The sequence below is a fragment of the Mycobacterium marinum genome, from assembly GCF_003391395.1.
GTDB classification, from domain to species: Bacteria; Actinomycetota; Actinomycetes; order Mycobacteriales; family Mycobacteriaceae; genus Mycobacterium; species Mycobacterium marinum.
Window position 1 is genome coordinate 3,996,441 of sequence record NZ_CP024190.1, and the last position, 26,261, is coordinate 4,022,701.

Annotated in this window: 17 protein-coding genes and 2 pseudogenes; 13 read left to right on the top strand and 6 right to left on the bottom strand. The window is 64.7% G+C overall.

The genetic code is table 11. The features are described from left to right. The first annotated feature begins 49 nt into the window (after positions 1 to 49). Positions 50 to 418 carry a hypothetical protein gene (locus CCUG20998_RS16520; protein WP_142399698.1) on the top strand — a complete coding sequence of 123 codons (369 nt, stop codon included), beginning with the start codon at positions 50 to 52 and terminating at the stop codon, positions 416 to 418. A gap of 238 nt (positions 419 to 656) precedes the next feature. On the opposite strand, the pseudogene CCUG20998_RS16525 reads toward CCUG20998_RS16520, so the two are convergent. Together CCUG20998_RS16525 and CCUG20998_RS16530 are read right to left on the bottom strand one after the other, a co-directional pair. Continuing rightward, positions 657 to 901, bottom strand: a pseudogene (locus CCUG20998_RS16525) (cellulose binding domain-containing protein); the annotation flags it as partial. Between the two features lie 224 nt (positions 902 to 1,125). Then, positions 1,126 to 2,517 (bottom strand): WS/DGAT/MGAT family O-acyltransferase, encoded by a 1,392-nt coding sequence (locus CCUG20998_RS16530; protein WP_020730559.1) that lies wholly within the window; start codon positions 2,515 to 2,517, stop codon positions 1,126 to 1,128. Between the two features lie 109 nt (positions 2,518 to 2,626). On the opposite strand from CCUG20998_RS16530, the gene CCUG20998_RS16535 reads away from it, so the two are divergent. The 4 genes from CCUG20998_RS16535 to ppsA are packed head-to-tail and all read left to right on the top strand — an operon-like array spanning position 2,627 to position 11,333. Next, positions 2,627 to 4,312 (top strand): NAD(P)-binding protein, encoded by a 1,686-nt coding sequence (locus CCUG20998_RS16535; protein WP_020730558.1) that lies wholly within the window; start codon positions 2,627 to 2,629, stop codon positions 4,310 to 4,312. Continuing rightward, positions 4,309 to 7,890 carry a pyruvate:ferredoxin (flavodoxin) oxidoreductase gene (nifJ, locus tag CCUG20998_RS16540; protein ID WP_036456358.1) on the top strand — a complete coding sequence of 1,194 codons (3,582 nt, stop codon included), beginning with the start codon at positions 4,309 to 4,311 and terminating at the stop codon, positions 7,888 to 7,890. Before CCUG20998_RS16535 ends, nifJ begins: the two co-directional genes overlap by 4 nt. Then, positions 7,890 to 8,900, top strand: coding sequence for a dihydroorotate dehydrogenase-like protein (locus tag CCUG20998_RS16545; RefSeq protein ID WP_020730556.1), 1,011 nt, complete (start codon positions 7,890 to 7,892; stop codon positions 8,898 to 8,900). The genes nifJ and CCUG20998_RS16545 overlap by 1 nt, the downstream gene beginning before the upstream one ends. 27 nt (positions 8,901 to 8,927) lie before the next feature. Next, positions 8,928 to 11,333 (top strand): phosphoenolpyruvate synthase, encoded by a 2,406-nt coding sequence (gene ppsA, locus CCUG20998_RS16550; protein ID WP_036456627.1) that lies wholly within the window; start codon positions 8,928 to 8,930, stop codon positions 11,331 to 11,333. Between the two features lie 10 nt (positions 11,334 to 11,343). Here ppsA and CCUG20998_RS16555 read toward each other — a convergent pair whose 3' ends face one another. After that, positions 11,344 to 12,477, bottom strand: a complete 1,134-nt coding sequence (locus CCUG20998_RS16555) for a 6-phosphofructokinase (protein WP_012395053.1) — start codon at positions 12,475 to 12,477, stop codon at positions 11,344 to 11,346. A 115-nt stretch (positions 12,478 to 12,592) separates the two neighbouring features. Continuing rightward, entirely contained in the window at positions 12,593 to 12,853 is a 261-nt protein-coding gene (locus CCUG20998_RS29310) for a hypothetical protein (RefSeq protein WP_020730554.1), read from the bottom strand. Positions 12,854 to 12,952: 99 nt separating this feature from the next. Between CCUG20998_RS29310 and CCUG20998_RS16565 the strand changes: the two genes are divergently transcribed. Beyond that, positions 12,953 to 14,338, top strand: coding sequence for an FAD-binding oxidoreductase (locus CCUG20998_RS16565; protein WP_036456355.1), 1,386 nt, complete (start codon positions 12,953 to 12,955; stop codon positions 14,336 to 14,338). 62 nt (positions 14,339 to 14,400) lie between these two features. Here the strand turns inward: CCUG20998_RS16565 and CCUG20998_RS16570 are convergent, their stop codons facing one another. Then, positions 14,401 to 14,910 (bottom strand): hypothetical protein, encoded by a 510-nt coding sequence (locus CCUG20998_RS16570; protein ID WP_020730552.1) that lies wholly within the window; start codon positions 14,908 to 14,910, stop codon positions 14,401 to 14,403. Between the two features lie 922 nt (positions 14,911 to 15,832). Between CCUG20998_RS16570 and CCUG20998_RS16575 the strand changes: the two are divergent. The 4 genes and pseudogenes from CCUG20998_RS16575 (at position 15,833) to CCUG20998_RS16590 (ending at position 21,042) form a co-directional block, all read left to right on the top strand. Beyond that, a pseudogene (locus CCUG20998_RS16575) lies at positions 15,833 to 17,475 on the top strand (inorganic phosphate transporter). A gap of 419 nt (positions 17,476 to 17,894) precedes the next feature. Continuing rightward, a complete protein-coding gene (locus tag CCUG20998_RS16580; RefSeq protein ID WP_020730549.1) occupies positions 17,895 to 19,562 on the top strand; it encodes a nitrite/sulfite reductase in 1,668 nt (555 codons plus the stop codon). Positions 19,563 to 19,591: 29 nt separating this feature from the next. Next, on the top strand, positions 19,592 to 20,326 hold the full coding sequence (locus CCUG20998_RS16585) for a phosphoadenylyl-sulfate reductase (protein ID WP_011740627.1): 735 nt from the start codon (positions 19,592 to 19,594) through the stop codon (positions 20,324 to 20,326). Beyond that, on the top strand, positions 20,323 to 21,042 hold the full coding sequence (locus CCUG20998_RS16590; RefSeq protein ID WP_036456352.1) for a sirohydrochlorin chelatase: 720 nt from the start codon (positions 20,323 to 20,325) through the stop codon (positions 21,040 to 21,042). Before CCUG20998_RS16585 ends, CCUG20998_RS16590 begins: the two co-directional genes overlap by 4 nt. A gap of 20 nt (positions 21,043 to 21,062) precedes the next feature. On the opposite strand, the gene CCUG20998_RS16595 is transcribed toward CCUG20998_RS16590, so the two are convergent. Further along, a complete protein-coding gene (locus CCUG20998_RS16595; RefSeq protein WP_036456350.1) occupies positions 21,063 to 22,001 on the bottom strand; it encodes a LysR family transcriptional regulator in 939 nt (312 codons plus the stop codon). A 77-nt stretch (positions 22,002 to 22,078) separates the two neighbouring features. Between CCUG20998_RS16595 and CCUG20998_RS16600 the strand changes: the two genes are divergently transcribed. From CCUG20998_RS16600 to CCUG20998_RS16615, 3 genes are all read left to right on the top strand, one after another. After that, positions 22,079 to 23,452 carry an FAD-dependent oxidoreductase gene (locus tag CCUG20998_RS16600; protein WP_038580018.1) on the top strand — a complete coding sequence of 458 codons (1,374 nt, stop codon included), beginning with the start codon at positions 22,079 to 22,081 and terminating at the stop codon, positions 23,450 to 23,452. Positions 23,453 to 23,474: 22 nt separating this feature from the next. Next, positions 23,475 to 23,801, top strand: a complete 327-nt coding sequence (fdxA, locus tag CCUG20998_RS16605) for a ferredoxin (protein WP_020730545.1) — start codon at positions 23,475 to 23,477, stop codon at positions 23,799 to 23,801. A gap of 1,067 nt (positions 23,802 to 24,868) precedes the next feature. Next, complete coding sequence (locus CCUG20998_RS16615; protein WP_103654049.1) at positions 24,869 to 26,044, top strand: PPE family protein; 1,176 nt, start codon at positions 24,869 to 24,871, stop codon at positions 26,042 to 26,044. Positions 26,045 to 26,261 lie beyond the last annotated feature (217 nt).

Sequence of the window (26,261 nt, forward strand, 5' to 3'; positions counted from 1 at the left end):
AACGATGACTCAATCCGATGAGGCCCCCCGCGCCGGAAAGCCTCCCGACATGAACTCGGAGGAGCGGCTGCGTGCAGAGCTTCTGACGAGCGGCCTCGAGGATTGGGTTCCGCTTGCGGAAGTTGAAACCGTAATCAACCGCGCCAACCTGGCCGACTCCCTCACCGCCCTTCAGGACCTGGCACTGAGAACCATCCGGTCGTTGCTGGCAGACGGACTAATGCGCATTGGGGATCTCCCCCACCCAGGGGAGGATTTCGCAGGATGGGACGTCTCCATCGACGCGGCCATGCAGCGCGTTTACGATCTCTTCGTAGGCCATTACCACGAGCGCGCATTGTGGGACCTCACCATCTGGCTAGGACTCACTCCCGACGGTGAAAAGCTTGCCCGCACTCTCTATAGTCACCCAACCTGAACCGTCCAGCCGGCGGTGTTGACCATGGGATGAGCACTACAGCCCAGACAGTTTCAAGCTCGCCGTTGATCAACTCAACTCGCAAGATGGCGACGTAGTCACGATTCCTCCGACCGAATCGAGTCGTTGCGCCGAACAGCGAGGGATCGGGCAGACCCACGACGACGCAACGACAGGGAATGGTTCGGGTAGGACAACACCTATTCAAGGCTCAGGTGCAGGACTGTCCGTTGATCAGTCAGTTCGACGGCGGCGAATAGGCGCCGATCAACACGCCTCGGAATCCGAGGGTGGCTGAGCCGGCGGGCGTAATGGTGTGGTTCCGCTCGGCCGGGGGGGGATTACATAGTGCGTGCCGGACTGCGTCATGGTGCTGTTCCACGGGACCGAGATGAATTCTCCTACTGGGAAGTCGAATTCGAGTCGCCAGTCGTTTAGCTGCATCGAGCTCGAGTTGCTCATGGCGTAGTCGGCGATGAAGCCTTTTCAACTTCGATATCATCTGCAGCATTGCCGGCACCGAGGGCCGTGTGGCCACAAGACGCCGAAAGACCGAAAAGACCACGTAAGGCATTGGGCGCCTGAGCTTCTCGTAACGGACAGTGCGGCCATAGGAGTCAACACCATGGCCGAACAGGCCATGTCGGACCTCCGGGGCCGCGAAAGCTGCGCTACCTCCTTTTGCCGAGGCGGAGTTCAACCCCGTTTCAGCCCGCCGCGCTCCCCCGCTTGCCGCGGCTCTCCTTCACCAATCGCGCCACCCCGTCCTCGATCCCGGCGGCCAGCACCTCGATATCCGGTGCGGTGTCGTAGTCGGCGGTGATCCCGAAGACGAAGTTGTCGCCGTAGCTGACCATCGCGACCCCGGTACGCAGGTTCAGCGCGATCGGTGGAATCGGCAACATCTCCAGCACGCGCCGACCCATCAGTTTCTGCTCGGCCCGCGGCCCGGGCACATTGGTCGCCAACGCCACCACCGCGCGTTGCGGCAACCGGCTCAGCAACCGTACCGCCCACGCCGAGAACGCAAATGGCGCGCTTTTCGCCGCGGCAACCAACGCGGTGCCGCCTTCACGCTGGCCGCTGGCTTTGGCTTCGACCAACCGACGGTGTACCAGCTCGAGCTGTTTGACCGGGTCTTCCTCATCGACGGGCAACAAGGGCAGCATCGCCGAGACCTGATTGTCAGTCATGTTGAAGTGGCTCATCCCGCGCACCGACACCGGTACCAGTGTGCGAAGCGAGGTGTGGCCGGGCTTTTCCCCCCGCTCCAGCAGAATCGACCGGTAGCTGCTGGTGATCGCCGCCAACGCCACGTCATTGAGCGTCACCTCGAATGCTCGCGCAACCGTGTGCAGATCGGACAAGCGCACCCGCGCCACGCTGAAGCGCCGCAGCGTGGTGACGGGCCCGCTCAGTGACGTTTCCGGCGCGGGGCTGAGCAGACTGCCGGTCAGTTCGGCGGCCCCCAACGCGACATGCTCGACAACGGAGACCGCACCCAGAGCGCCCCGCACAATCCCGGTCACCCAGTTCAGCGGGTTCAGGCTGACCTTCACCGGAAGCCCCGGCCCGTGCGGAGCCGGCTCTTTGGCCGCACGAATCTCGGTGGCAAAGGACCCGCCACCGCCGCTTTCGTCACCGAACTTGGCCAACATCTGCGTTGTCGCGATGCCATCGGCGATGCAGTGATGCAGTTTGGTCAGCACCGCCCACCGGTCATCGCTGAGCCCCTCGATGAGATAGCACTCCCAGAGCGGACGGTCGCGATCGAGCCGTCGCTCCATCACCGTCGCGATCATCTCGAAAAGTTCGGCGTCGCCGCCCGGTTGCGGCAGCGCAAGGTGGTGCACATGTCGGGAAACGTCGAAGTGCGGGTCCGCGACCCATTCGGGTGAACCGAGATCGAGCGGATGGGTCCGCAGGATCTGTTTGAAGCGCGGAATCGCCGACGCCCGCTCCGCGAAGGAGTCGACGAACTCCCCGAAAGCCGGAGCCGGCCCTTCCACAATCGACACACCGCCGATCGCCAGGCTCACATGCGGATCGCTGTCCTCAACCTCCAGGAAAGTCGCATCGAGGGGGGTTAGATGCTCCATCCCTCTACCATTCACCCACACCTCAGTCCACGATCAGGGTCAGAAGTCCCTACCTTGAAGGCCAAACGAAAGCTGCACACCACCATGCCCGGGTCATATCGTTGCCACCATGGTGCCCGAGCAGTCCCCCGGTGACGTGCCCGAGGTAGCGGCGCCAGCACCCGAACCAGCAGCCGAAGATGTCACGCCCCTGCCCGACCTGCTACACGGACGGCACCGCGCGGGGCCGGACCGCGAACGTCGCCCGGTGTACGTCGACCTGTTGCCGCCCTGCAACGCCGGTTGCCCGGCCGGCGAAAACATCCAGGCCTGGCTCGCCCACGCCCGCGTCGGCGAGCACGAGCGGGCCTGGCGTCAGCTGACCGCTGACAATCCGTTCGCCGCCATCCACGGCCGGGTGTGCTATCACCCGTGCGAATCCGTCTGCAACAGGGCACATCTCGATGCATCGGTGTCCATCCACGCGGTCGAGCGCTTTCTCGGCGACACCGCACGCGAGAAACAGTGGCGCTTCCAGCCCGCACCGCAGCCCACCGGCAAACGAGTGCTCGTTGTCGGCGCCGGCCCCAGTGGACTCTCGGCGGCCTATCACCTGGCCCGGCTTGGGCATCACGTCGAGGTTCGCGACGCCGGCGCCGGGCCGGGCGGAATGATGCGCTACGGCATCCCGAGCTACCGGCTCCCCCGCGATGTGCTGGACGCCGAAATCGAACGCATCGCCGCCCTGGGCGTGCAGCTCACAACCGGACACCGCGTCGAAGACCTCGCCGAAGAACGCGAGACCGGAAACTTCGACGCGGTGTTCGTCGCCGTCGGTGCCCACCTGGCCAAGCGGGTCAACATCCCCTCTCGTGACGCAAGATCGCTGATCGACGCCGTGTCATTCCTGCATCAGGTGGCTGCGGGCGAAAAGCCCGAACTCGGAAGCCACGTCGCGGTCTACGGCGGCGGCAACACCGCCATGGACGCCGCCCGCGTCGCGCGCCGGCTCGGCGCGCAGGACACCGTGATCATCTACCGGCGCACCGAAGCTCAGATGCCCGCGCACGAAGAGGAGCGCCAAGACGCGCAGCGCGAGGGGGTGCAGATCAACTGGCTGCGCACCATCACCGCGTTCGACGATCACGAAATCCGGGTCGAGCAAATGGAACTCGACGACACCGGGCGCCCCCGGCCGACCGGGCGGTTTGAGACGCTGGCCGCCGACACGGTCATCATGGCACTGGGACAGGAAACCGAATCGGCGTTCATGCGCACGCTGCCCGGGGTGGAATTCGACCGTGACGGCAGCGTGCGGGTCTCCCCGACGCTGATGACCGGCTGCCCCGGGGTGTTCGCCGGCGGCGACATGGTGCCCTGCGAACGCACCGTCACCGTCGGGGTCGGGCACGGCAAGAAAGCCGCCCACTACATCGACGCGTGGCTACGGGGAGACCCCACCCAACGCCCGCCCAAGCATCCGGTCGCCGATTTCGACCGGCTGCACCTGTGGTATTTCGGCGACGCCCGCCGGCGCCAGCAACCCGAACTCTCCCCCGAGGACCGGATCAGCGGATTCGAGGAAGTGATGGGCGGCCTGTCCGCGGAGGCCGCGACGTTCGAGGCCGGGCGCTGCCTGTCGTGCGGCAACTGCTTCGAGTGCGACGGTTGCTTGGGCGCCTGCCCGGAGGATGCGGTGATCAAGCTCGGGCGCGGCCACCGTTACCGCTTCGACTACGACCGCTGCACGGGTTGTGCGACCTGTTATGACCAATGCCCGGTGCACGCCATCGAGATGATTGCGGAGCCACGATGACGCGCACCACGGTGGATGGCAACGAAGCGACGGCATCGGTGGCCTACCGGCTCAACGAAGTCTGCTGTATCTATCCGATCACTCCCTCCTCCCCGATGGCCGAGCTCGCCGACGCCTGGTCAAACCAGCACCGGCCCAACATCTACGGCACGGTGCCGACGGTGGTGGAGATGCAAAGCGAAGGCGGGGCGGCCGGAGCGCTGCACGGCTCCCTGCAAGGCGGGGCGTTGACGACGACGTTCACCGCCTCCCAAGGCCTGCTGCTGATGATCCCCAACATGTACAAGATCGCCGGCGAACTGACCTCGGCGGTGATACATGTCGCTGCTCGATCGATTGCGGCACAGGCACTTTCGATATTCGGCGATCATCAGGATGTCATGGCGGTGCGCCAGACCGGATTTGCGCTGCTGGCATCGGCCTCGGTGCAGGAGGCCCACGACCTGGCCCTGATCGCCCAGGCCGCCACCCTGCGCACCCGAGTTCCGTTCGTGCATTTCTTCGACGGTTTCCGCACCTCCCATGAGCTCAACACCATCGAGGTGCTCACCGACGACGACTTGCGCGCGCTGGTCCCCCAGGAGTTGGTCCTGGCCCACCGCGACCGGGCGCTGTCGCCGGATCGGCCGTCCATCCGCGGCACCGCCCAGAATCCCGACACATATTTCCAGGCCCGCGAAACGGTGAACCCGTTCTATGCCCGGGTGCCCGAGGTGGTCGAGGGGCTGCTGCGCGAGCTCGGCGAGCGCACCGGGCGCCCAATGCACATCGTGGACTACACCGGTCACCCCGAGGCCGAGCGGGTGATGGTGCTGATGGGATCCGGCGGTCAGACCGCGGCCGAAACCGTGACCTCCCTCACCGAGCGCGGCGAGCGCGTCGGGGTGGCCCAAATCCGCCTCTACCGTCCATTTCCGGCCGAGGCCCTGCTGGCGGCCCTGCCCCCGACGATCCGCGCGATCGCGGTCCTGGACCGCACCAAGGAGCCCGGATCCCAAGGCGAGCCACTGTATTTGGATGTCACCGCCGCCCTGGCCGAGGCCTATAGCAGCGGGCAGAGATCATCGCTGCCGGTGGTCTGCGGGGGACGCTACGGCCTGTCGTCCAAGGAATTCACCCCCGGAATGGTCGCCGGTGTCTTCGCCGAGTTGGCCGGCCAGCGTCCGCGCACTCGCTTCACCGTGGGCATCGACGACGACGTCAGCGGCACCAGCATCAGCTACGATCCGGACTTCGACATCGAGACGCCCGCGACCACCAAAGCCGTGTTTTTCGGCATGGGTTCCGACGGCACGGTGGGCGCCAACAAGAACACCATCAAAATTCTCGGTGGCGAGGAAAATATCTATGCCCAAGGGTATTTCGTCTACGACTCCAAGAAATCCGGCTCACAAACCGTCTCGCATCTGCGGTTTGGCCCGCAACCGATTCGGGCGCCGTACCTGGTGCAACAGGCGAGCTTCGTCGGCTGCCACCACCAGCGGTTCCTGAACAAGGTTGACGTGCTGGGCCGGGCCGCCCATGGTGCCGCACTGTTGCTCAACAGCGCGCGCCCACCCGAGCGGGTGTGGGACAGCCTGCCCGCCCCGGTGCAGCAACAGATCATCGACAAGCGCATCCGGCTCTACGTGGTCGACGCGGGCAAGATCGCGCGCGAGGTCGGCCTGGCCGGCCGGATCAACATCGTCTTGCAGACCTGTTTTTTCGCGATCGCCGGTGTGCTGCCGGTGGATCAGGCGATCGCCAAGATCAAGGCCAGCGTTGCCAAGACCTATGCCGCCCACGGCGCCGACGTGGTGGCCCGTGAAGTCAACGCCGTCGATCACGCGCTGGCCGGCCTGCACCCGGTCCAAGTGCCCGACACCGTCAGCTCCACCAGGCAGTTGGAACCGCCGGTTCCCCAACACGCCCCGGAGTTCGTGCGCACGGTTACCGCGGAGATGATCGCCGGGCGCGGAGATGGGCTGCCGGTCAGCGCACTACCGGCCGACGGCAGCTACCCCAGCGGCACCGCCGCCTATGAAAAGCGCAATATCTCGGATCTGGTTGCGGTGTGGGACCCCGACACCTGCATCCAGTGCGGCAACTGCTCGTTTGTCTGCCCGCACAGTGTCATTCGCACCACGCTCTACCCGCGCGACCGGCTCGACGCCGCACCGGCCACCTTCGCCTCGGCACCGCTGGACGCGGTCGGTCTCCCCGACACCCGCTACACCCTGCAGGTCTATGCCGAAGATTGCACCGGCTGCAATCTGTGCGTGGAAGCCTGCCCCGCTGTCGTTCCCGGCAACCCGGTGACCAAGGCGATCAATCTTGCCCCGCGCGAACCACTCGTCGCCGCCGCCCGCGAGAACATCGCGTTCTTCGAAACCCTGCCGGTGGCCAACCGATCCAGGGTGGACTTCGGGACGGTGCGCGGCACCCAGTTCCTGCAGCCGCTGTTCGAGTTTTCCGGCGCGTGTGCCGGCTGTGGGGAGACCCCCTACCTCAAACTGCTTTCGCAGTTGTTCGGCGACCGGTTGATGGTCGCCAATGCCACCGGCTGCTCGTCGATCTATGGCGGCAACCTACCCACCACACCGTGGGCGACCAACGCCGAGGGACGCGGCCCAGCGTGGTCGAACTCGCTGTTCGAAGACAACGCGGAGTTCGGCCTGGGTATGCGGCTGGCCGCCGACACCCACGTGCGCCAGGCCCGGCACCGGCTTACCGAACTGCGCGACGTGCTGGGCGCGGATCTGGTCGATGCCATCCTGGCCGCCCCGCAAGAGCGTGAATCGGAGTTGCGCGCCCAGCGCGAAAGGGTCGCCGAATTGCGCGCCCGCCTCGATGAGCTGGACGGTCTGGCGCCGGCGCAAGCCGACGAGCTGCGCAGCGTCATCGATCACTTGATCCGCCGCAGCGTCTGGATCGTTGGCGGCGACGGGTGGGCCTACGACATCGGCGCCGGCGGGCTGGACCACGTGCTGGCCAGCGGCCACAACGTCAACGTGCTGGTGCTCGACACCGAGGTGTATTCCAACACCGGCGGGCAGATGTCGAAGAGCACACCGCTGGGCGCGGTGGCCAAGTTCGCCGCCGGGGGCAAGACGGTTCCGCGTAAAGACCTAGCGCTGCAGGCTATTTCGTATGGCAACGTCTACGTGGCGCGGGTCGCCATGGGCGCCGATCCACAGCAGACCTTGCTGGCCTTCCGGGAGGCCGAGGCCTACGACGGCCCTTCGCTGGTGATCGCCTACAGCCACTGCATCGCGCACGGCTTCGAGCTGCGCTACGGCCTGGACCAGCAGTACCGCGCGGTCGCCAGCGGGCACTGGCCACTGATTCGCTACAACCCAGTGCTGCGCTCCACCGGCCGCCCGCCATTCCTGCTGGATTCCCACCGTCCCCGGCTGGCGCTTGCTGACTATCGCGACCGCGAGCTACGCTTCCGCAGCCTGGCCAACTCTGACCCCGACGAGGCTGACCGCCTGCTCGCGCTGGCCGAAGAGTCAATCGACCAGCGCTGGGAAGTCTACGAAGACATGGCTTCTCGCGCGCCACAAGAGTTTCCGTCCGATTCCCGGAGGGAGAGCTGATGGACCTGTCGACTACCTACCTCGGACTTAACCTGCGCAGTCCGCTGCTGGCCTCGGCATCGCCGCTGAGCCAGACGTTGCACGGCGTCCGTGCGCTCGCCGACGCCGGCGTCGGCGCGGTGGTCCTGTATTCGCTGTTCGAGGAACAACTGCGTCGCGAAGCCGAGCAGAACGAACTGATGGCCGCCCAGGGCAGCGAAAGCTCGCCCGAGTCGCTGAGCTACTTTCCTCCTGCCGTCGACGTAGCCAGCCGGGCCCAGCGATACCTGCGCCTGATCGAACGCGCGTCCGCATCGGTGGACATCCCGATCATCGGCAGCCTCAACGCGTCCACACCCGGCAACTGGGCGCGCTACGCCCATTCCATGCAAGAGGCCGGCGCGGCCGCGATTGAGCTCAACATCTACTACCTTCCCGGTGATACCGGCCTCAACGCCCATGCCGTCGAGCAGCGCCACCTGGAGGTGCTCGATGAGGTCAAGACCGCGACAACGGTTCCCGTCGCGGTCAAACTCAGCCCATACTTCAGCGCCACCGCCGACATGGCACATCGGCTCGATGCTGCCGGCGCTGACGGACTGGTGCTGTTCAACCGGTTTCTGCAGCCTGACATCGACCCCGAGACCCTCAGCCTGGTTCGCGGTATCACGCTGTCCACCCCGGGAGACACGCGCCTGGGGCTGACCTGGATCTCGTTGCTGCACGGCCGGACGCGAGCCTCGCTGGCCGCGACCACTGGAGTAGAGCACGCCAGCGATGTCGCCAAGTATCTGCTGGCCGGGGCGGACGTCGTGCAGACCGCGTCAGCCCTGCTGCGCCACGGCCCCGAGTATGCGGCCGTGTTGCTCCGGGAGTTGCAGGACTGGATGAGCCGCAAAGGATTTCAGGATCTCAACCAGGTGCGCGGGCTGCTGTCGGCTCCGGACACCAAAGGGTCAGAGGCGCACGAGCGTGCGGACTACGTTTGGGCGCTGCGCAAGGCTAACAGCGGCTTCTACGACGCGTATTGACGCAGTAACTATATGGAGGATTGGGTCATGAGCAGCTTTTCCTACGTTCGCTTCTTCGAAGAGTTCGGCATCGAGGACGTGCCGCTGGTGGGCGGCAAGAACGCTTCGCTGGGCGAGATGTTCCAGAAGCTGTCGCAGCAGGGTGTGCGCGTACCGCACGGATTTGCCACCACCGCCGATGCCTACAAGCACATGCTGGACCGGGCCGGCGCGTGGGACGCGCTGCACGCCGAGCTGGACGATCTAGACGCCGACGATGTCACCGCGCTGGCCCGCAAAGGCAAACGCGCCCGTGAAATCGTCTATGGCGCAGGGCTGCCCGAGGACCTGGCCAGCGAGATCGTGGCCGCCTACCGGATAATGCAGGAAGAGTACGGCGAGGACGTCAGCCTGGCGGTGCGCAGCTCGGCCACCGCCGAGGACCTGCCGACCGCCAGCTTCGCCGGCCAGCAGGAAACGTTTCTCAACATCAAGGGTGAGGAAAGCCTGCTCGATGCGTGCCGCCGCTGTTTCGCCAGCCTGTTCACCGACCGGGCCATCCACTATCGCGTCGATCAGGGCTTCGACCATTTCAAGGTGGCGCTGTCGATCGGCATCATGAAGATGGTCCGTTCCGACCTCGCCTCCTCAGGCGTGATGTTCACCCTCGACACCGAGTCCGGCTTCAATGACGTCGTGTTCGTGACGGGCGCCTACGGCCTGGGCGAGAACGTGGTACAGGGCGCGGTCGACCCCGACGAGTTCTACGTCCACAAGCCGACCTACCAGGCCGGTCACCGCGCCGTGCTGCGCCGGCTGATCGGCGACAAGGCGGTGAAGATGGTCTTTGTCGAGGGCGGGACCAAGCAGACGACCCGCAACATTCCGACGCCGAAGGCCGACCGTGCTCATTTCTGCATCACCGACGAGGACGTGCTCGAATTGGCCGGCTATGCGCTGGCAATCGAGCAGCACTACGGGCGGCCGATGGATATCGAGTGGGCCAAGGACGGTTTGGACGGCAAGCTCTACATCGTCCAGGCCCGCCCGGAGACGGCCGCCTCGCAGCGCAGCATGACCACGGTGGAAACCTATGTGCTGGAAGGCTCCGGCGAGCAGCGCGAGATACTGACCGAGGGCCGCTCGGTCGGCGAAAAGGTCGCCTCGGGGGTGGTCAAACGCATCGATGACCTCGAGCGGCTATCGGACTTCAAGCCCGGCCAGGTGCTGGTCGCCGACACCACAACGCCGGACTGGGAGCCGGTCATGAAGATCGCCGCCGCGATCGTCACCAACCGCGGTGGCCGCACCTGCCACGCCGCGATCATTGCGCGCGAACTCGGCATCCCTGCGGTGGTCGGCGCCGGGGATGCCACCACCAATGTGCCGGACGGCCAACTTGTCACGGTGTCGTGTGTGGAGGGTGACACCGGGCGGGTGTACCGCGGGGAGGTGGGCTTCCACGTGGATCGCACCGAGGTGGCCGACCTGGCGAGGCCGCGCACCGAGGTCATGGTCAACCTCGGCAACCCCGACCTCGCGTTCAAGACCTCGTTCCTGCCCAACGATGGGGTGGGACTGGCCCGGATGGAATTTATTGTCGGCGAATACATCAAGGTCCACCCGATGGCCCTGCTGCACCCCGACAAGGTGGACGACCCCGAGGCACGCCGCACCATCGAGCGGCTCACCCGCGGCTATTCCGATGGTGCCGAGTTCTTTGTGCAGCGACTCTCCGAAGGCATCGGCACCATCGCGGCGGCGTTCTGGCCCAAACCCGTGGTAGTGCGGATGTCGGACTTCAAGAGCAACGAGTACGCCAGCCTGATCGGCGGCAGCGGCTTCGAGCCGACCGAGAGCAACCCGATGATCGGCTTTCGCGGCGCCTCGCGCTACGCCCATCCCGCCTACGCCGAGGGCTTCGCGCTGGAATGCCGTGCGATGCAGCGGGTCCGCGATCAGATGGGGCTCACCAACGTGGTCATCATGCTGCCATTCGTGCGCCGGGTTGCCGAAGCGGACCTGGTGCTCGAGACGATGGCCGAACACGGCCTCCGGCGGGGCGAGAACCGACTCAAGGTGTATGCGATGTGCGAGATCCCCAACAACGTCATCCTCATCGACCAGTTCGCCAAGCGCTTCGACGGCTTCTCGATCGGCTCCAATGACCTGACTCAGCTGACCCTGGGAGTCGACCGCGACAGCGAAATCGTGGCCTTCGACTACGACGAACGCGACGACGGCGTCAAGGAGATGATTCGCCTGGCGGTGGAGGGCTGCCGCCGCAACGGCATTCACTCCGGGTTGTGCGGCCAGGCGCCGTCGGACTATCCGGACATGGCCGAGTTCCTGGTCCGCGCCGGCATCGACTCGGTCAGCCTCAACCCCGACGTGGTGGTCAAGACCACCCGGCAGATCCTCGACCTCGAGCAGCAGGTGGTGCCACTGCAGTAGGCGCGAGCGCCTAATCGATGGTGCTGTGGGTGGGCATCTCGTCGCCGAAGTTGATCCCCATGTCGCGCGCGGTCAGGATCGAGTCACAATCGAGCGGAACGACCTTCTGCCGATGAGTGGCGTCGGCAAGCGGTACGTAGTCCACCGTCGGCGGGTTCAACGCCACCATGACGCCGTAGTGCCCCTCATCGAGAGCCCGCACGGCGGCGGCGCCGAAGCGCAGTCCCAGTAGCCGGTCGAACGAGGTGGGCGAGCCGCCGCGCAGCAGGTGACCCAATACCACCGTTCGTGCTTCGCGGCCGGTCATGCGTTCCAGCTCGGCGGCCACCTTGGCGCCGATGCCACCGAGGCGTTCGGCCTGCCCCACCGACTTGCCCAGGATAGTGACCTCGCCGCCGATCGGCTTGGCGCCCTCGGCGACGCAGACGATCGAGAATTTCGCGCCGCGCTGTTCGCGATCGGTGATCACAGCTGCCACCGGCTCCAGACTGAACGGGATCTCGGGGATGAGGATCGCGTGCACCCCCGAGGCCATGCCGGCGTTCAGGGCGATCCATCCCGCGTACCGGCCCATCACCTCCACCACGATGATCCGGCCATGGGAGGTCGCGGTGGTGAAGAGCCGGTCGATGCACTCGGAGGCGAAGTCGACCGCACTGTCGAAGCCGAATGTGGACGTCGTCTTGTCCAGGTCATTGTCGATGGTCTTGGGTACGCCGACCAGCGGTAACCCCGACTGGTGCAGATGCTGGCCGATCGACATCGACCCGTCGCCGCCCACCAGGATCAGCGCATCGATCTGGTGCTGCGCGAATCGGCCCAGGAGTTCTTCGGTGCGGTCCACTTCGGCCCAGCTACCGTCGCTCTGCCGCACCGGGTAGGCGGTCGGGTTGCCCCGATTGGTCGTGCCGATGATTGTGCCGCCCTGGTGGATGATCCCGCGAACCCGGTCGCGGGTGAGCTCGATCAGTCCGCCCTCGGGATAGTCCTCGGGCAGCAACAACCCATTGAGGCCGTCTCGGATCCCGACCACGTCCCAGCCGCGGTTTCGCGCGGCAAGAGTGGCCGCGTGGATCACCGCGTTGAGTCCCGGCGCGTCCCCGCCACCGGTGCTGATCGCGACTCGCTTTATCGGGGAATTCACGACTCGCAAGTCTAGTGTGTGCCTCGAGCGCAGCCGTTCGCGCCGGTGAAGCGTGTTATGTGCCTATCCAATTCGCATGACAAGTCGGCGCTTCAGGGACATGGCGGTGCCGCCGTCAGCGCTCCGTCTGCAGCAGTTCGAGCAGCTGCCCATCGGGATCGCCGATCATCGCCGAACGCCTCGACACCGTGCGCTCGACCACCGATCCGCCGAGAGCCTCCGCATTGCCCAGCACGCGCCGAGACCGCCCCCGGTCAGTGGCGCACAGTCCAATGTGATTGAAAACCGTTCCGCTACTGCACATCACAAAACCTTCGCGCTCGCCGGCCACCAGCACTGGCCGCTTCTCGACGAACAGTACCGCCGAAACCGGCACCAATACCGTTTCAGCTTGGCGCGGTGGCTATGTCAATTCGACCGACACTGCCGATAAAGTGAGTCGCTGTCCCACACGGCAGAAACGTGAGGCCCTTCGATGATCGACATAACAGCGCGGTTAGTGGAAATCGTCGGCAACAACTATGTGCTCACCGGCGACGCGATTCCCGAAGACTATTCCCACGACGAAGAGCTGACTCAGGTGCCCCAGCAGCCGGCGTACGTCGTCAAGCCGGCCACCGCCGAAGAGGTTTCCCGACTGCTGTTGGCGGCCTCCGAATATCGCGTACCGGTAACAGCGCGCGGTTCGGGGTGTGGCCTGTCGGGGGCCGCGCGCCCCCGCGAGGGCGGACTGCTGATCTCCTTCGAACGAATGAATCAAGTCCTGGAGGTCGACACCGACAACCAGGTCGCCGTGGTCCAGCCCGGCGTCACATTGACCCAGCTGGACGCGGCGACTCACGATCGCGGACTGGGCTACATGGTGCACCCCGGAGAGCTGTCCTCCAGCGTCGGTGGGAACGTCGGAACAAACGCCGGCGGGATGAGAGCCGTCAAATACGGGATAGCGCGCAATAACGTCCTCGGGCTGCAGGCGGTGCTGCCCACCGGCGAGATCATCCGCACCGGCGGCAAGATCGCCAAGGTCTCCACAGGCTACGACCTCACCCAACTCATCGTCGGATCCGAAGGCACCCTGGCCCTGGCCACCGAGGTGATCGTCAAACTGCACCCGCAGCTGACTCATAACGCCAGCGTGCTGGCCCCCTTCGCCGACTTCGATCAAATCATGGCGGCGGTGCCCAAGATCCTGGCGACCGGACTGGCGCCCTACATCGTGGAATACATCGACAACATGACCATGGCCGCGCTGGTCTACACCCAGAACCTGGAGCTGGGCATCCCAGATCGGGTTCGTGACCACTGCCAAGCGTATCTGCTTGTGGCGCTGGAAGACCGAGCCGCCGATCGCCTGCTCGAGGATGTCGAGGCCACTGGTGAGCTGCTGGCCGAGCTGGGCGCGATGGATGCCTACGTGCTCGAAGGCGCCTCGGCGCGCAAGCTGATCGAGGCGCGGGAGAAGGCGTTTTGGGCGGCCAAGGCCGCCGGCGCCGACGACCTCATCGATACCGTTGTCCCGCGCGCGTCCATGCCGAAGTTCCTTAGCACCGCCAGAGGGCTGGCGGCCTCCGCCGGCGGTGCCGCAATCGGTTGTGGGCATGCTGGAGACGGCAACGTGCACCTGGCCATCATTTGCAAAGACCCGGTCAAGAAGAAGCAACTGATGACCGACATCTTTGCGTTGGCAATGGAACTAGGTGGTGCCATCTCCGGCGAACACGGCGTTGGCCGCGCGAAAACCCCATACTTTCTCGAGCTCGAAGACCCGGCCAAGATCGCCTTGATGTCGCGGATCAAACAGAGCTTCGATCCGGCGGGGATCCTCAACCCCGACGTGTTGTTCACAACCATCCAGTCTTGAGCCGGATGCAACAGGGCACACACCTTGGGCACATCAGCGACGCACCATCGGAGGCCCGACGACTACACCGGCGCAGCCGCCAATACTCCCGCGGCTGAGGCATTAATTCGCGCCGCGAGCGATTCAACCATCTGCAGGTGGATGGCGTGTCGCTGGACAACTATTGCTTGGATGGCCGCTTCGTTTTCCGGCCCCGCGGCCTCCAAGGCATGGATCTGAGCCTCGGCAGAAGCGACGCTGGCAGCAATCAGCAGCTGCATTGTCCTAACATCGGCAGCCACGGTTAGAAACCATCTCTGGATCGACTGTAGGAACGCAACCAGCGTCTCGCAGTGCGCAATGATCTCGGCGAGCCTGGCGGTGGCGGCGCTGGCCGCGGGGCCGGCCCAGGTCTCGAAAAGGTCTTGGCTCAGACCGTGCACCCCGGCCAACGTGCCGCGGACCCCCAAAATGCGAAAGCCGGTCTCGGCCGAATATCCGCGAAGTTCCGTGGGTGCGAATCCAGGCCACCCACCGGGGTCGAGCATCAGTTCAGCGTATTCCCCGACCGGTCTGCCGATCGTCCTGACCATGGTTTAATCACCTCCGACGTTGGATTTACAGAAGCCGATTATTTACAGAAACGATTACTGGCGTCAATATCCGAATCTCTCGCGCCAACAAGCGTAAATCGTCCGTTTAATTCATCGCAATTCACCACGAGACAGATATTCTCCAAACGGTGAATTATTTCCACAACTTCAACGAGTTCCACCGTTGACAGATACCGTATCGGTTGCTAACACTATCGATGCACCCAGTCAAATTGATCGTGAATACCACTGTAAAAGCACGTGTCGTAAGGAGCAACAATTCATGCATCCGATTAATCCGATTAACTCAGCGATGAGCGTTGCCCCTAGCGTCCTGATCACAGTTGCACCTGAGTTTGTCGAACGGGCAGGACACCTCGATCAAGAAGTGCTTCCGTGGGTGCCAACAAACGTGTGCAGAGATGCGGCATCAGCGTCATTTTTTCGGCAGTCCGCTGCCATGACAGAGGCGCTGGCCGCATTGGGACATGCTTGTTCCGCACAGCTCCGGGCGTATGCGGAATTGCTGCGCGTGGCGGCCAACAGCTACGCCACCACTGACCGCCGCGGGGCGAGTTCCCAGTCGCGCTAGCGCCTCGTGTCTGACGTCATTTGATGGTCCGCCGCCTCGAGGATCCGCCCCCGCCTGGCCGATCTCGGTCGAGCCGTCATGCTCGGGCCGGGGGCTCGTCGACGAACCGTTGGGCAAACGGCCGCAACCACTCTGATGCCCACCGCACGACGAACCAGCAGTCACTCGCGGCGCCTCCATCGCCCACCATCGGGAGTTCGATCAATCTGGCCGCGGGGTGCGCCCCGACCGTATGGCCTTTGTTCACTCGACGTTTACCGGGCGCTCGCTGCCGTGTCGTAACCTGCTGACGCTCGATCACCAGGTACGAGCCGGCGTGAGCCGCGACAGATAGCACACAGGGACGGGCACTGGTGGCAAGCGGACTACAGGATCCCATAACGCCGACGCCGCAGTACGGGGGCTTGTTCGGCCAAGATCGCGCGTGGCACCTCTCGTTCGGCCTGCTGCTGGCCGGATCGTTCGTGCTGTTCTCGTTCTGGGCGTTCGACTACGCCGGCCCAAGCGCCAACAAGCTCATCTTGGTCCTGGCCACCGTTGTCGGCATGTTCATGGCCTTCAACGTCGGCGGCAATGACGTCGCCAACTCCTTTGGCACCAGCGTCGGTGCGGGCACGCTGAGCATGAAACAGGCGCTTCTGGTGGCAGCCATTTTTGAGGTCAGCGGCGCGGTGATTGCCGGGGGCGATGTCACCGAGACAATTCGCAGCGGAATCGTCGACCTCTCCGGAGTGTCGGTCGCTCCCAACGACTTCATGAATATCATGCTGGCCGCGTTGCTGGCGGCAGCGCTGTGGCTGCTGTTTGCCAACCGGATGGGATACCCGGTGTCGACCACACACTCGATCGTGGGCGGCATCGTCGGCGCCGCGGTCACGCTGGGCATCGTTGACGGAAAGGGCCTCTCCGCTCTCCAGATGGTCCAGTGGGACGAGATCGGCCAAATCGCAATCTCATGGGTACTTTCACCGCTGCTGGGCGGACTGGTGTCCTACGTGCTCTACGGCGCGATCAAACGCCACATCCTGTTGTACAACGAGGAAGCCGAACGAAAGCTCCTGGAAATCAAGAAGGAACGCATCGCGCACCGCGAGCGCCACAAGGCGGCATTCGAGCGTCTCAGCGAAATCCAGCAGATCGCCTACACCGGTGCGATCGCACGCGACGCCGTCGCAGCCAACCGCAGGGATTTCGATCCCGACGAGCTGGAGTCCGACTACTACCGCGAACTCCACGAGATCGATACCAAGAGATCGTCGGTCGACGCATTCCGGGCGCTGCAGAACTGGGTTCCGCTGGTCGCCGCGGCCGGATCGATGATCATTTCCGCCATGCTGTTGTTCAAGGGCTTCAAGCACATGCACTTGGGCCTGACCACCATGAACAATTTCTTCATCATGGGGATGGTGGGCGCGGCGGTGTGGATGGCCACCTTCATTCTGGCTAAAACGCTTCGGGGCGAATCACTTTCGCGCTCTACCTATCTGATGTTCAGCTGGATGCAGGTATTCACCGCCTCCGGTTTCGCATTCAGCCACGGCAGCAATGACATCGCAAACGCCATCGGCCCATTCGCCGCAGTGCTGGATGTACTGCGCTCGGGTTCGATTGAAGGCAAGGCGGCGGTGCCCGCCGCCGCCATGATCACGTTTGGGGTCGCGTTGTGCGCCGGGCTGTGGTTCATCGGACGGCGGGTGATAGCAACCGTGGGACACAATCTGACCACGATGCATCCGGCCTCGGGCTTTGCTGCCGAACTATCGGCGGCGGGAGTGGTCATGGGCGCAACCGTGCTGGGTCTTCCGGTCTCCAGCACCCACATCTTGATCGGCGCCGTCCTCGGCGTCGGCATCGTCAACCGGGCCACCAACTGGGGACTGATGAAGCCAATCGCGTTGGCGTGGGTCATCACGCTGCCCGCGGCGGCCATCCTGAGCGCGGTCGGTCTGGTCACGCTGCGCGCGATTTTCTGACCGAGGTTTCCCGAGCACGTGACATCTCGAGTCCGCGCATGGACTCCGCCCCGGAATCCGACCTCGACTGTCTGAGATTGCCAAATCAGTTATCCCGCTTGCTATCTTCGGGCGGACACGGCGACCACGGGTGCCGGCCACGAGCACGACCCGTCAAACGTAATCACAACCAGTAGTTGTGATCTCACAACGTGTTGGCCTCTACCGGCGCCTACCGGGGCGGCGAAACATCGGGGTCATGACCCGCGGGGTCCGATGAAGCGCCTTTCGGGTATCTCCCGCTGACCAACATCACCGTCGATGTCGCAGGCCAGCCTCATGTCCGCACACGAGGGGTCCGCCGGTTGGCCATCAACCGGCGGAGCGTGCGGTCCAGGCAGCCAATCCCGGTCAGCATTGTCGACAGAGGAGTAGGCCGCATGACGACAGTCCGTCCCGCCAAGACTCGCAACGAAGGCCAATGGGCATTGGGACAGCTTGATCCGCTCAATGACACCGAGCAGATCAAGCACGATGACGGCCCGCTGAACGTGCGCGACCGGATCCTCAACAAGTACGCCAAAGAAGGCTTCGACAGCATCGAGAAGACCGATCTGCGGCTGCGCTTCAAATGGATGGGTCTGTACACCCAGCGCGAGCAGGGTTACGACGGCAGCTGGACCGGCGACGAGAACATCGACAAGCTCGAAGCCAAGTACTTCATGATGCGGGTGCGCTCCGACGGTAAGCCGATGTCGGCGCAGACATTGCGCGTGCTGGGCCAGATTTCCAGCGAGTTCGGCCGTGACACCGCCGACATCGGCGACCGGGAGAACGTGCAGTTCCACTGGCTGCGGATCGAGGACGTTCCCGAGATCTGGCGCCGGCTCGAATCCGTCGGCCTGTCCAGCATTGAGGCCTGCGGTGACTGCCCACGCGGCATTCACGGTTCACCACTGGCCGGCGACTCGCTCGATGAGGTGCTCGACCCCTCGCCGGCGATCGACGAGATCATCCGGCGCTTCCTGGGCAACCCCGACTACGCGAACCTGCCCCGCAAGTACAAGAGCGCGATCTCGGGCCTGCAGGACGTCTCCCACGAGACCCACGACGTCGCGTTCGTCGGAGTCAATCACCCCGAGCACGGTCCCGGGATGGACTTGTGGGTCGGTGGCGGCCTTTCGACCAACCCGATGATGGCGCAACGCGTCGGCGTCTGGGTCCCGCTGGACGAGGTGCCCGACGTTTGGGAGGCGGTCACCCAGGTGTTCCGCGACTACGGCTACCGACGGCTGCGTGCCAAGGCCCGGATCAAGTTCTTGGTCAAGGACTGGGGCGTAGAAAAATTCCGTGAGGTCATGGAAGCCGAGTACCTCAAGCGCAAGCTGATCGACGGCCCGGCTCCCGAACCGATCAAGCACCCGATCGACCACGTCGGAGTGCAGAAGATCAAGAACGGGCTCAACGCCGTCGGTGTCGCCGCCATCGCGGGACGCGTCACTGGCACCACCCTGCAGGCGGTGGCCGACCTGATGGAGAAGGTCGGCTCCGACCGGGCCCGGTTCAGCCCCTTCCAGAAGCTGATCATCCTCGATGTGCCCGACGACAAGGTGGACGAACTGGTCACCGGGCTGGACAAGCTGGGCCTGCCGTCCAAGCCGTCCGGGTGGCGCAAGAACACAATGGCCTGCACCGGCATCGAGTTCTGCAAGCTGTCGTTCGCCGAAACCCGGGTCCGTGCCCAGTCTTTGGTGCCCGAGTTGGAAGAGCGCATGGCCGACGTCGAATCCAAGATCGACGTGCCGATCACCCTGCACATCAACGGCTGCCCCAACTCGTGCGCCCGTATCCAGGTCGCCGACATCGGGTTCAAGGGTCAGTGGATCGATGACGGTGAGGGCAACTCGGTCGAAGGATTCCAGGTCCACCTCGGTGGCGGCCTGGGCGAACAAAGCGGGTTCGGCCGCAAGCTGCGCCAGCACAAGGTGACCAGTGACGAGCTCGGCGACTACATCGACCGGGTGACCCGAAAGTTCCTGGATCAACGCGAGGAAGGCGAACGCTTTGCGAATTGGGCGCTGCGCGCCGACGAAGCCGACTTGCGCTGAGCGCTTCCCGACGAGCTGAGGACAACACGATGAGCGATCAGCCCAACGAGACGCAGCTGCGTGAGCTGGCCGCACGCGGTGCCGCGGAGATGGAGGGTGCCAGCGCGACCGATCTGCTGCGCTGGGCCGACGAACACTTTGGCGGGATCAACGGACCCCGCGGCTGGGCGACGTGCAATTACGTGGTTGCCTCCAACATGCAAGACGCCGTGTTGATCGACCTGGCGTCGAAGGTGCGCCCGGGGGTGCCGGTGATCTTCCTCGACACCGGCTATCACTTCGCCGAAACCATCGGTACCCGCGACGCAATCGAGGCTGTCTACGACATCAGAGTGCTCAACATCAGCCCCGAGCACACCGTGGCCGAACAGGACAAGCTGCTGGGCAAGGACCTCTTCGCGCGCGACCCCAACGAGTGTTGCCGACTGCGCAAGGTCGTCCCGCTGACCAATGCGCTGCGTGGGTATGCGGCGTGGATCACCGGCCTGCGCCGGGTGGAGTCCCCCACTCGCGCCAACGCCCCGGTGATCAGCTTTGATGAGGCCTTCAAGCTGGTCAAGATCAACCCATTGGTGGCGTGGACCGACCAGGATGTGCAGGACTACATCCAGAGCAACAACGTGCTGGTCAACCCGCTGGTCGACGAGGGCTACCCGTCGATCGGTTGTGCACCGTGCACCGCCAAACCGGCAGTCGGTGAGGACCCGCGCAGCGGGCGTTGGCGGGGCCGGACCAAGACCGAATGCGGGCTGCACGCCTCATGAGCACGCTCGTGCTCACCGCGCACGGCAGTAGAGACCCCCGGTCGGCGGACAACGCCCGGGCCGTCGCCGCTGTGCTACGCCGCATGCGGCCGAATCTCGATGTGCGGCTGGCCTTCCTGGAACTCTGCGCACCAAACTTCGTCGAGGTACTCGCCGAACTGCCCGACAGCCAGCGGGCCGTGGTCACTCCTCTGCTACTGGCGAGCGCCTACCACGCCCGCACCGACATCCCGGAACAGATTGCGCGCTCCGGCGCGCTCGGTGTCCGCGAGGCCGCCGTGCTCGGCGAGGACGATCGGCTGGTGTCGGTGTTACGTGACCGCCTTGCCGAGCGCGGGGTTTCCCCGCGTGATCGCAACATCGGCGTGCTGGTGGTCGCGGTCGGTTCATCGCATGCCCCGGTCAACGCGCGCACGGCACGGGTGGCGGCCAAGCTCGGTGCGGGCACCCGTTGGGCCGGCACCACAATGGCGTTCGCCACCGGCCCCAAGCCGTCGGTGGCCGACGCCGCCGCACAGTTGCGCGCCAGCGGCGCCCGCCGTCTCGTCATCGCCCCATGGTTTCTGGCGCCGGGGCTCATCACCGACCGGGTGTGGAAGTACGCATGCGACAACGACATTGCGATGGCACGTCCGATGGGCGCCCACCCGCTGGTAGCGCAAACCGTGCTCGACCGTTACGACCAGGCGCTGGCCGCCGGTGACGCCGCGGCCTGAACCTGTTCGCCGGGCGCGGCCTACTCACCGCCGGACGTGATGTGGCTCAGCAATTCTCGTATTGCCCCGGCGGGCGGAACACGCCCACCGACCCAGATGGCTCGAAGCTGGCGGCGCAGGTCCAGGCCAGCGATGCTGATGGCCCGTAACCGGCCGACCGCCAGGTCATCGGCGATGGCCAGCCGGCTCATCGCCGCGGGCCCCGCACCGGCCAAGACCGCGGCGCGCATCGCCGCCGCCGACGAGAGTTCAAGAACCGGCGGTGCTTGAACCATGTCCTCACCCAGCACCTGACGCAGCGCCACGGTCAGCGAATCGCGGATGCCAGAGCGGGGTTCGCGGGTAACCAGTGGCGTCTCGGCCAGCTCGCGGGCGGTCACCGGGCTGGGCCGCCGAGTCCACTTGTGCCCGGGCGGGACGACCACCACCAAGTCGTCGTGGCCCACCACACGACTGCCCAGTCCGGTGGGCGGACCGGGATTCTCGACGAATCCGAGATCGGCGGTGCCGTCACGAACCGCGGCGATCGCGTGGTCACTGTTGGTGGCGGTCAAGATCACTTGCGGGGCGGTGGTGCCGCGCCGCTTGGCCGCGTCCTGCAATGCCAGCAGCCAATGCGGCATCAGCTGTTCGGCAATCGTCTGGCTGGCCGCCACCCGGATCCGTTCGCGTCCCTCCTTACGCAGCGATCCAAGGCCCGCATCGATCTCCTGTGCCACTTCAAGCAGGCGGGCTGCCCATTCGGATACGATCAGGCCGGCTGGGGTAAGTTGTGAGCCGCGCGTCGTGCGGACGGCCAACGTCACGCCGGTGTGGGCTTCCATGGCCGCGAGCCGCTTGGACACCGCTTGTTGGGTCAGCCCAAGCTCGCGGGCGGCTGCCCCCAGGCTTCCGGTCTGGGCGATTGCCAGAAAGATTTCAAAAGAGGCAAGTTCGGGCATGCGGGGGCTGAGCGGCATGCTTGATCAAATCACAACCAATGCTTGTGACTCCACAACATCGACACCTCTACCCGGTCGCGTTGGGGATGACGAGCATGAGAGACATGACCCGTCTCTACCACGTAGCGATTGTGGGTTCCGGCCCGTCCGGGTTTTTTGCGGCGGCGGCCCTGCTCAAAGCCGCCAATGCGTCGGATCAGATCGATGTCGCGGTCGACATGCTCGAGATGTTGCCGACGCCCTGGGGCCTGGTCCGTTCCGGTGTCGCGCCCGATCACCCCAAGATCAAATCGGTAAGCCAGCAGTTCGAGAAGACCGCGCAGGACCCCCGTTTTCGCTTTTTCGGCAACATCAAGGTGGGCGAGCATGTCGAAGCGGCCGACCTGGCCCTGCGCTACGACGCGGTGATCTACGCCGTCGGTGCGCAGTCTGACCGTGCACTCGACATTGCCGGCGAGCAGCTGCCGGGCAGTGTTGCCGCGGTTGATTTCGTCGGCTGGTACAACGCGCACCCGCACTTTGAGCAGATGGCACCGGATCTGTCCGGCGCCCGCGCCGTCGTCATAGGCAACGGCAACGTTGCCGTCGACGTCGCGCGCATCCTGGTGACCGATCCAGATGTACTGGCCGCCACCGACATCGCCGATCACGCGCTGGAATCGTTGCGCGCCCGCACGGTTGAGGAAGTGGTGATCATCGGTCGGCGCGGCCCCTTGCAGAGCGCGTTTACCACACTGGAGTTGCGTGAACTCGGCGAGCTCGACGGCGTCGACGTCGTAGTCGACCCAGCCCAGCTTGACGGCATCAGCGATGACGATGCGGCCGCGATAGGCAAAGTCGCCAAACAAAACCTCAAGGTACTGCGCGATTACGCCAGTCGCCCGGCCAGACCGGGGCACCGTCGGATCGTGCTGCGTTTCTTGACGTCTCCCATCGAGATCAAGGGAGACGGCAAGGTGGAAAGCATCGTGGTCGGCAGAAATGACTTGGTGAGCGACGCCAGCGGACGAATGATGGCCAAGGACACCGGCGCACGTGAGGAACTGCCCGCCCAACTGGTGGTGCGTGCCGTCGGCTATCGCGGTCTCCCCACCCCTGGCTTGCCGTTTGACACCAATAGCGCCACCATCCCCCACAGTGGCGGTCGAGTCGCGGGCAGCAGCAACGAATACGTCGTTGGCTGGATCAAGCGTGGACCGACCGGCGTAATCGGAACGAACAAGAAAGACTCCCTGGACACCGTCGACACCCTGCTCGAGGACCTGGCGCACCAGCCCGCCAACCCGGCCGCCGACCAGAACCGCGGCGACGCGCTCGCCGAATGGTTGAACTCCTGCCAGCCGCAACTGATTGCCGCTGCACACTGGGAGGCTATCGACAACTTTGAGCGCGAAGCCGGCCAGTCCCAGCAGCGTCCCCGCGTCAAGGTCGCGAGTCTGCCCGAACTGCTTCGCATTGGCCACGGCTGACATCTCCTGGAAGGAAACCGCTATGACATATGTTATTGCCGAACCCTGCGTCGACATCAAAGACAAGGCGTGCATCGAGGAATGCCCCGTCGACTGCATTTACGAAGGCGCCCGGATGCTCTACATCCACCCCGATGAGTGCGTCGACTGTGGTGCCTGCGAACCGGTGTGCCCGGTTGAGTCGATCTACTACGAAGATGATCTGCCCGCCGAATACAGCGGCTACACACAAATCAACGTCGACTTCTTCAGCGAGCTCGGCTCGCCCGGCGGCGCCGCGAAAGTCGGTCTCACCGAGAACGATCCGGACGCCGTCAAGAACCTGGAAATCCGGGCGGAGGCCCAGTAGCACCAACCCGGATCAAACCCACCAGACCCTGCCCGGGCGGCGCGTATGACCCGCCCGGGCAGTTATCTGTTGCCCTCGCCGGAATTCCGGTGGACCGCCCCAGCCACGGTGCAGTATCCGACACGATGGCATCCTTTCGGTCGCAGACGGTAGCGCGACATTGATCAGGTGGCACCGAAACCCCACACAGCGCTGCCATATCCGAGTTTCTCCCCATCGCGGACACAGTGGCCCGCGCGATGCGGCACCTGGGCAACTCAGCAACTCCTCCGCTTGCCTCAGCGCATACCATTTTGTATGGTACGTTACTGCAGGTCATAGCCGGCCGACGCAACGAATCGGTCGACGGACCGCGGTGAAAATCAAGAACCGCTGAGCCGAGGTGTTTTACACATGGACATTGACAAACGCAGATCCGCAGCGATCCCGAGCAGCTGGAGCTGGCCAACGCCAGGAAGCGCCGCCATGCCGCTAGCCGATTACTCAATCGGCTCGGCATCCCCCTGGGCGGCATCGGCGCGCCACGTTCAGCCCCGAGAAGTCGCCCGCAGCGAGCACCTTCGTTCGGCATCAGCCCGTGCGCAGAGACTCAGCTGAGCAGAGTAGGACACCATCCCCCGTTTTACCCCGCCCCGTTTTCCAGCTGATCCGTTGACGATAGCGACGTCAACGGCAAGCTCCGACCCCCCTCCACAGTTGACAATGACAAGTTGACAATGGCAACATACTGTTAGACGACCGCGCACACGATATTCCGTGAGCTGGTGCGCCGCCGACGGCGTTCCCACCAGCGCGACCGCCGATTCATCGGTCTCATTCATTTCACCTTCGGGGAAAATGCGATGAACGGGATGCCTGCGCGGTCAATACCCCCGACGCTTCACACAACGCCATACCCGCCAAGCACGAGCCAGTAGACCCATCGGTCACCTGAATCGAAGTCGAACACCCCGCAAACCCGGCGCCGGTCACTGTACCCGGACTGATCACGTCCGGCGCCGACTCATCTGCAACCACCGGTGCCACAGCCGTCACCAGGTCCATTCACGAGGCATGGAGCATTGTTCATGAGCTTTATGATGTTGCCGCCAGAGATCAACTCGACCCGGATGTACTCGGGTCCGGGCTCGGCCTCGCTAAGGGCCGCGTCAGCAAGCTGGAACAGCGTGTCAGTCGGATTGCATTCCGCCGCCGAGTCTTACCGGGCCATGGTCGCAGACCTGACCAGCTTCCAATGGCTGGGTCCATCTTCGGCCGCAATGATCGCCTCGGTGCTGCCCTATGTGGGTTGGCTAGAGGCCACTGCCGTCCAGGCGGGACACTCGGCCATGCAGGCCTCGGCCGCGGCCGCGGCCTACGAGCAGGCGTTCGCGATGACGGTGCCGCCGCCGGCCATCGCCGTCAACCGCGCCGAACTCGCCGCACTGATCGCCACGAACTTCTTCGGCCAAAACACCGCGGCAATCGCGGCCAACGAAGCCGAATACGCCGAGATGTGGGCCACCGACGCCACCGCGATGACCAGCTACTCCACCACCTCGGCCGCCGCAAGAGCGTTGACCCCCTTCACTTCCCCGCACCAGAGCACCAACCCCGCCGGCCTGGGCGCGCAAAGCGCCGCAGTGGCCAACTCCACCGCAAACGTGGCCGCTGACAGCGGCAACTGGCTAGGAAATCTGATCGACGCCATAGGTGTCGCGCTCCTGCCGATCGCACCCGAACTCTCAGCAATCCTGATACCGCTGGGAGAGCTGATCAACATGATCCCCTTCCCACCCTTCCTTGCCGACGACTTCACCATCCTCGACGGCCTGCTGGCGTTCTACGCGACGATCGGTTCGATAAAGAACATCCAATCGATGGCGAGCGGAATCATCGGCACCGACGACACGCTGGGCCTCATCCCCCACGCCGCCGCGGCCGCCGCCGACGCCCCCAACGCACTCGCCGCACTCGGTGGTGAGCCCGCGCTGGGCGCCGAACTGGGCCCGATCGCAGCAGAGCTGACCAGTGGCAACAGAATTGGCCAAATGTCGGTCCCGCCCAGCTGGACCGAGCCGAAGGTCACCACCATCAAAGCGCTGCAGGCCACCCCACTGACCACCCTGCCCACCGACGAGGTTCCCGCATCCGGCATCCCCGGAATGCCCGGAATGGCAATGACCGGAACAGGCCGCGGCGGCGTCGCACCCCGATACGGAGTGCGACTGACCGTGATGACTCGCCCATTCTCCGGCGGATAACCAAACTGCAATGGCGACAACGTTTTCGAGGTTTCCGAGCAATCTCCTGCATCGGTTCATCGTGGGTCAACACGACAAATGAGAAGCCACGCGTCTGATGTGCCGCGACGCTGCACGCAACTTTCAGGCACTACCCGCCCACCACATGTCCCACGCCCCATCGGTCGGCCGAACACGAAGTCGGACAACCGCAAACCGGCGCCGGGCACTGCACCTC

Coding starts and splice junctions, on each gene's coding strand:
- CCUG20998_RS16520 (WP_142399698.1), top strand. CDS start 50: ATGAACTCGGAGGAGCGGCTGCGTGCAGAGCTTCTGACGAGCGGCCTC.
- CCUG20998_RS16530 (WP_020730559.1), bottom strand. CDS start 2,517: ATGGAGCATCTAACCCCCCTCGATGCGACTTTCCTGGAGGTTGAGGAC.
- CCUG20998_RS16535 (WP_020730558.1), top strand. CDS start 2,627: ATGGTGCCCGAGCAGTCCCCCGGTGACGTGCCCGAGGTAGCGGCGCCA.
- nifJ (WP_036456358.1), top strand. CDS start 4,309: ATGACGCGCACCACGGTGGATGGCAACGAAGCGACGGCATCGGTGGCC.
- CCUG20998_RS16545 (WP_020730556.1), top strand. CDS start 7,890: ATGGACCTGTCGACTACCTACCTCGGACTTAACCTGCGCAGTCCGCTG.
- ppsA (WP_036456627.1), top strand. CDS start 8,928: ATGAGCAGCTTTTCCTACGTTCGCTTCTTCGAAGAGTTCGGCATCGAG.
- CCUG20998_RS16565 (WP_036456355.1), top strand. CDS start 12,953: ATGATCGACATAACAGCGCGGTTAGTGGAAATCGTCGGCAACAACTAT.
- CCUG20998_RS16570 (WP_020730552.1), bottom strand. CDS start 14,910: ATGGTCAGGACGATCGGCAGACCGGTCGGGGAATACGCTGAACTGATG.
- CCUG20998_RS16580 (WP_020730549.1), top strand. CDS start 17,895: ATGACGACAGTCCGTCCCGCCAAGACTCGCAACGAAGGCCAATGGGCA.
- CCUG20998_RS16585 (WP_011740627.1), top strand. CDS start 19,592: ATGAGCGATCAGCCCAACGAGACGCAGCTGCGTGAGCTGGCCGCACGC.
- CCUG20998_RS16590 (WP_036456352.1), top strand. CDS start 20,323: ATGAGCACGCTCGTGCTCACCGCGCACGGCAGTAGAGACCCCCGGTCG.
- CCUG20998_RS16595 (WP_036456350.1), bottom strand. CDS start 22,001: ATGCCGCTCAGCCCCCGCATGCCCGAACTTGCCTCTTTTGAAATCTTT.
- CCUG20998_RS16600 (WP_038580018.1), top strand. CDS start 22,079: ATGAGAGACATGACCCGTCTCTACCACGTAGCGATTGTGGGTTCCGGC.
- fdxA (WP_020730545.1), top strand. CDS start 23,475: ATGACATATGTTATTGCCGAACCCTGCGTCGACATCAAAGACAAGGCG.
- CCUG20998_RS16615 (WP_103654049.1), top strand. CDS start 24,869: ATGAGCTTTATGATGTTGCCGCCAGAGATCAACTCGACCCGGATGTAC.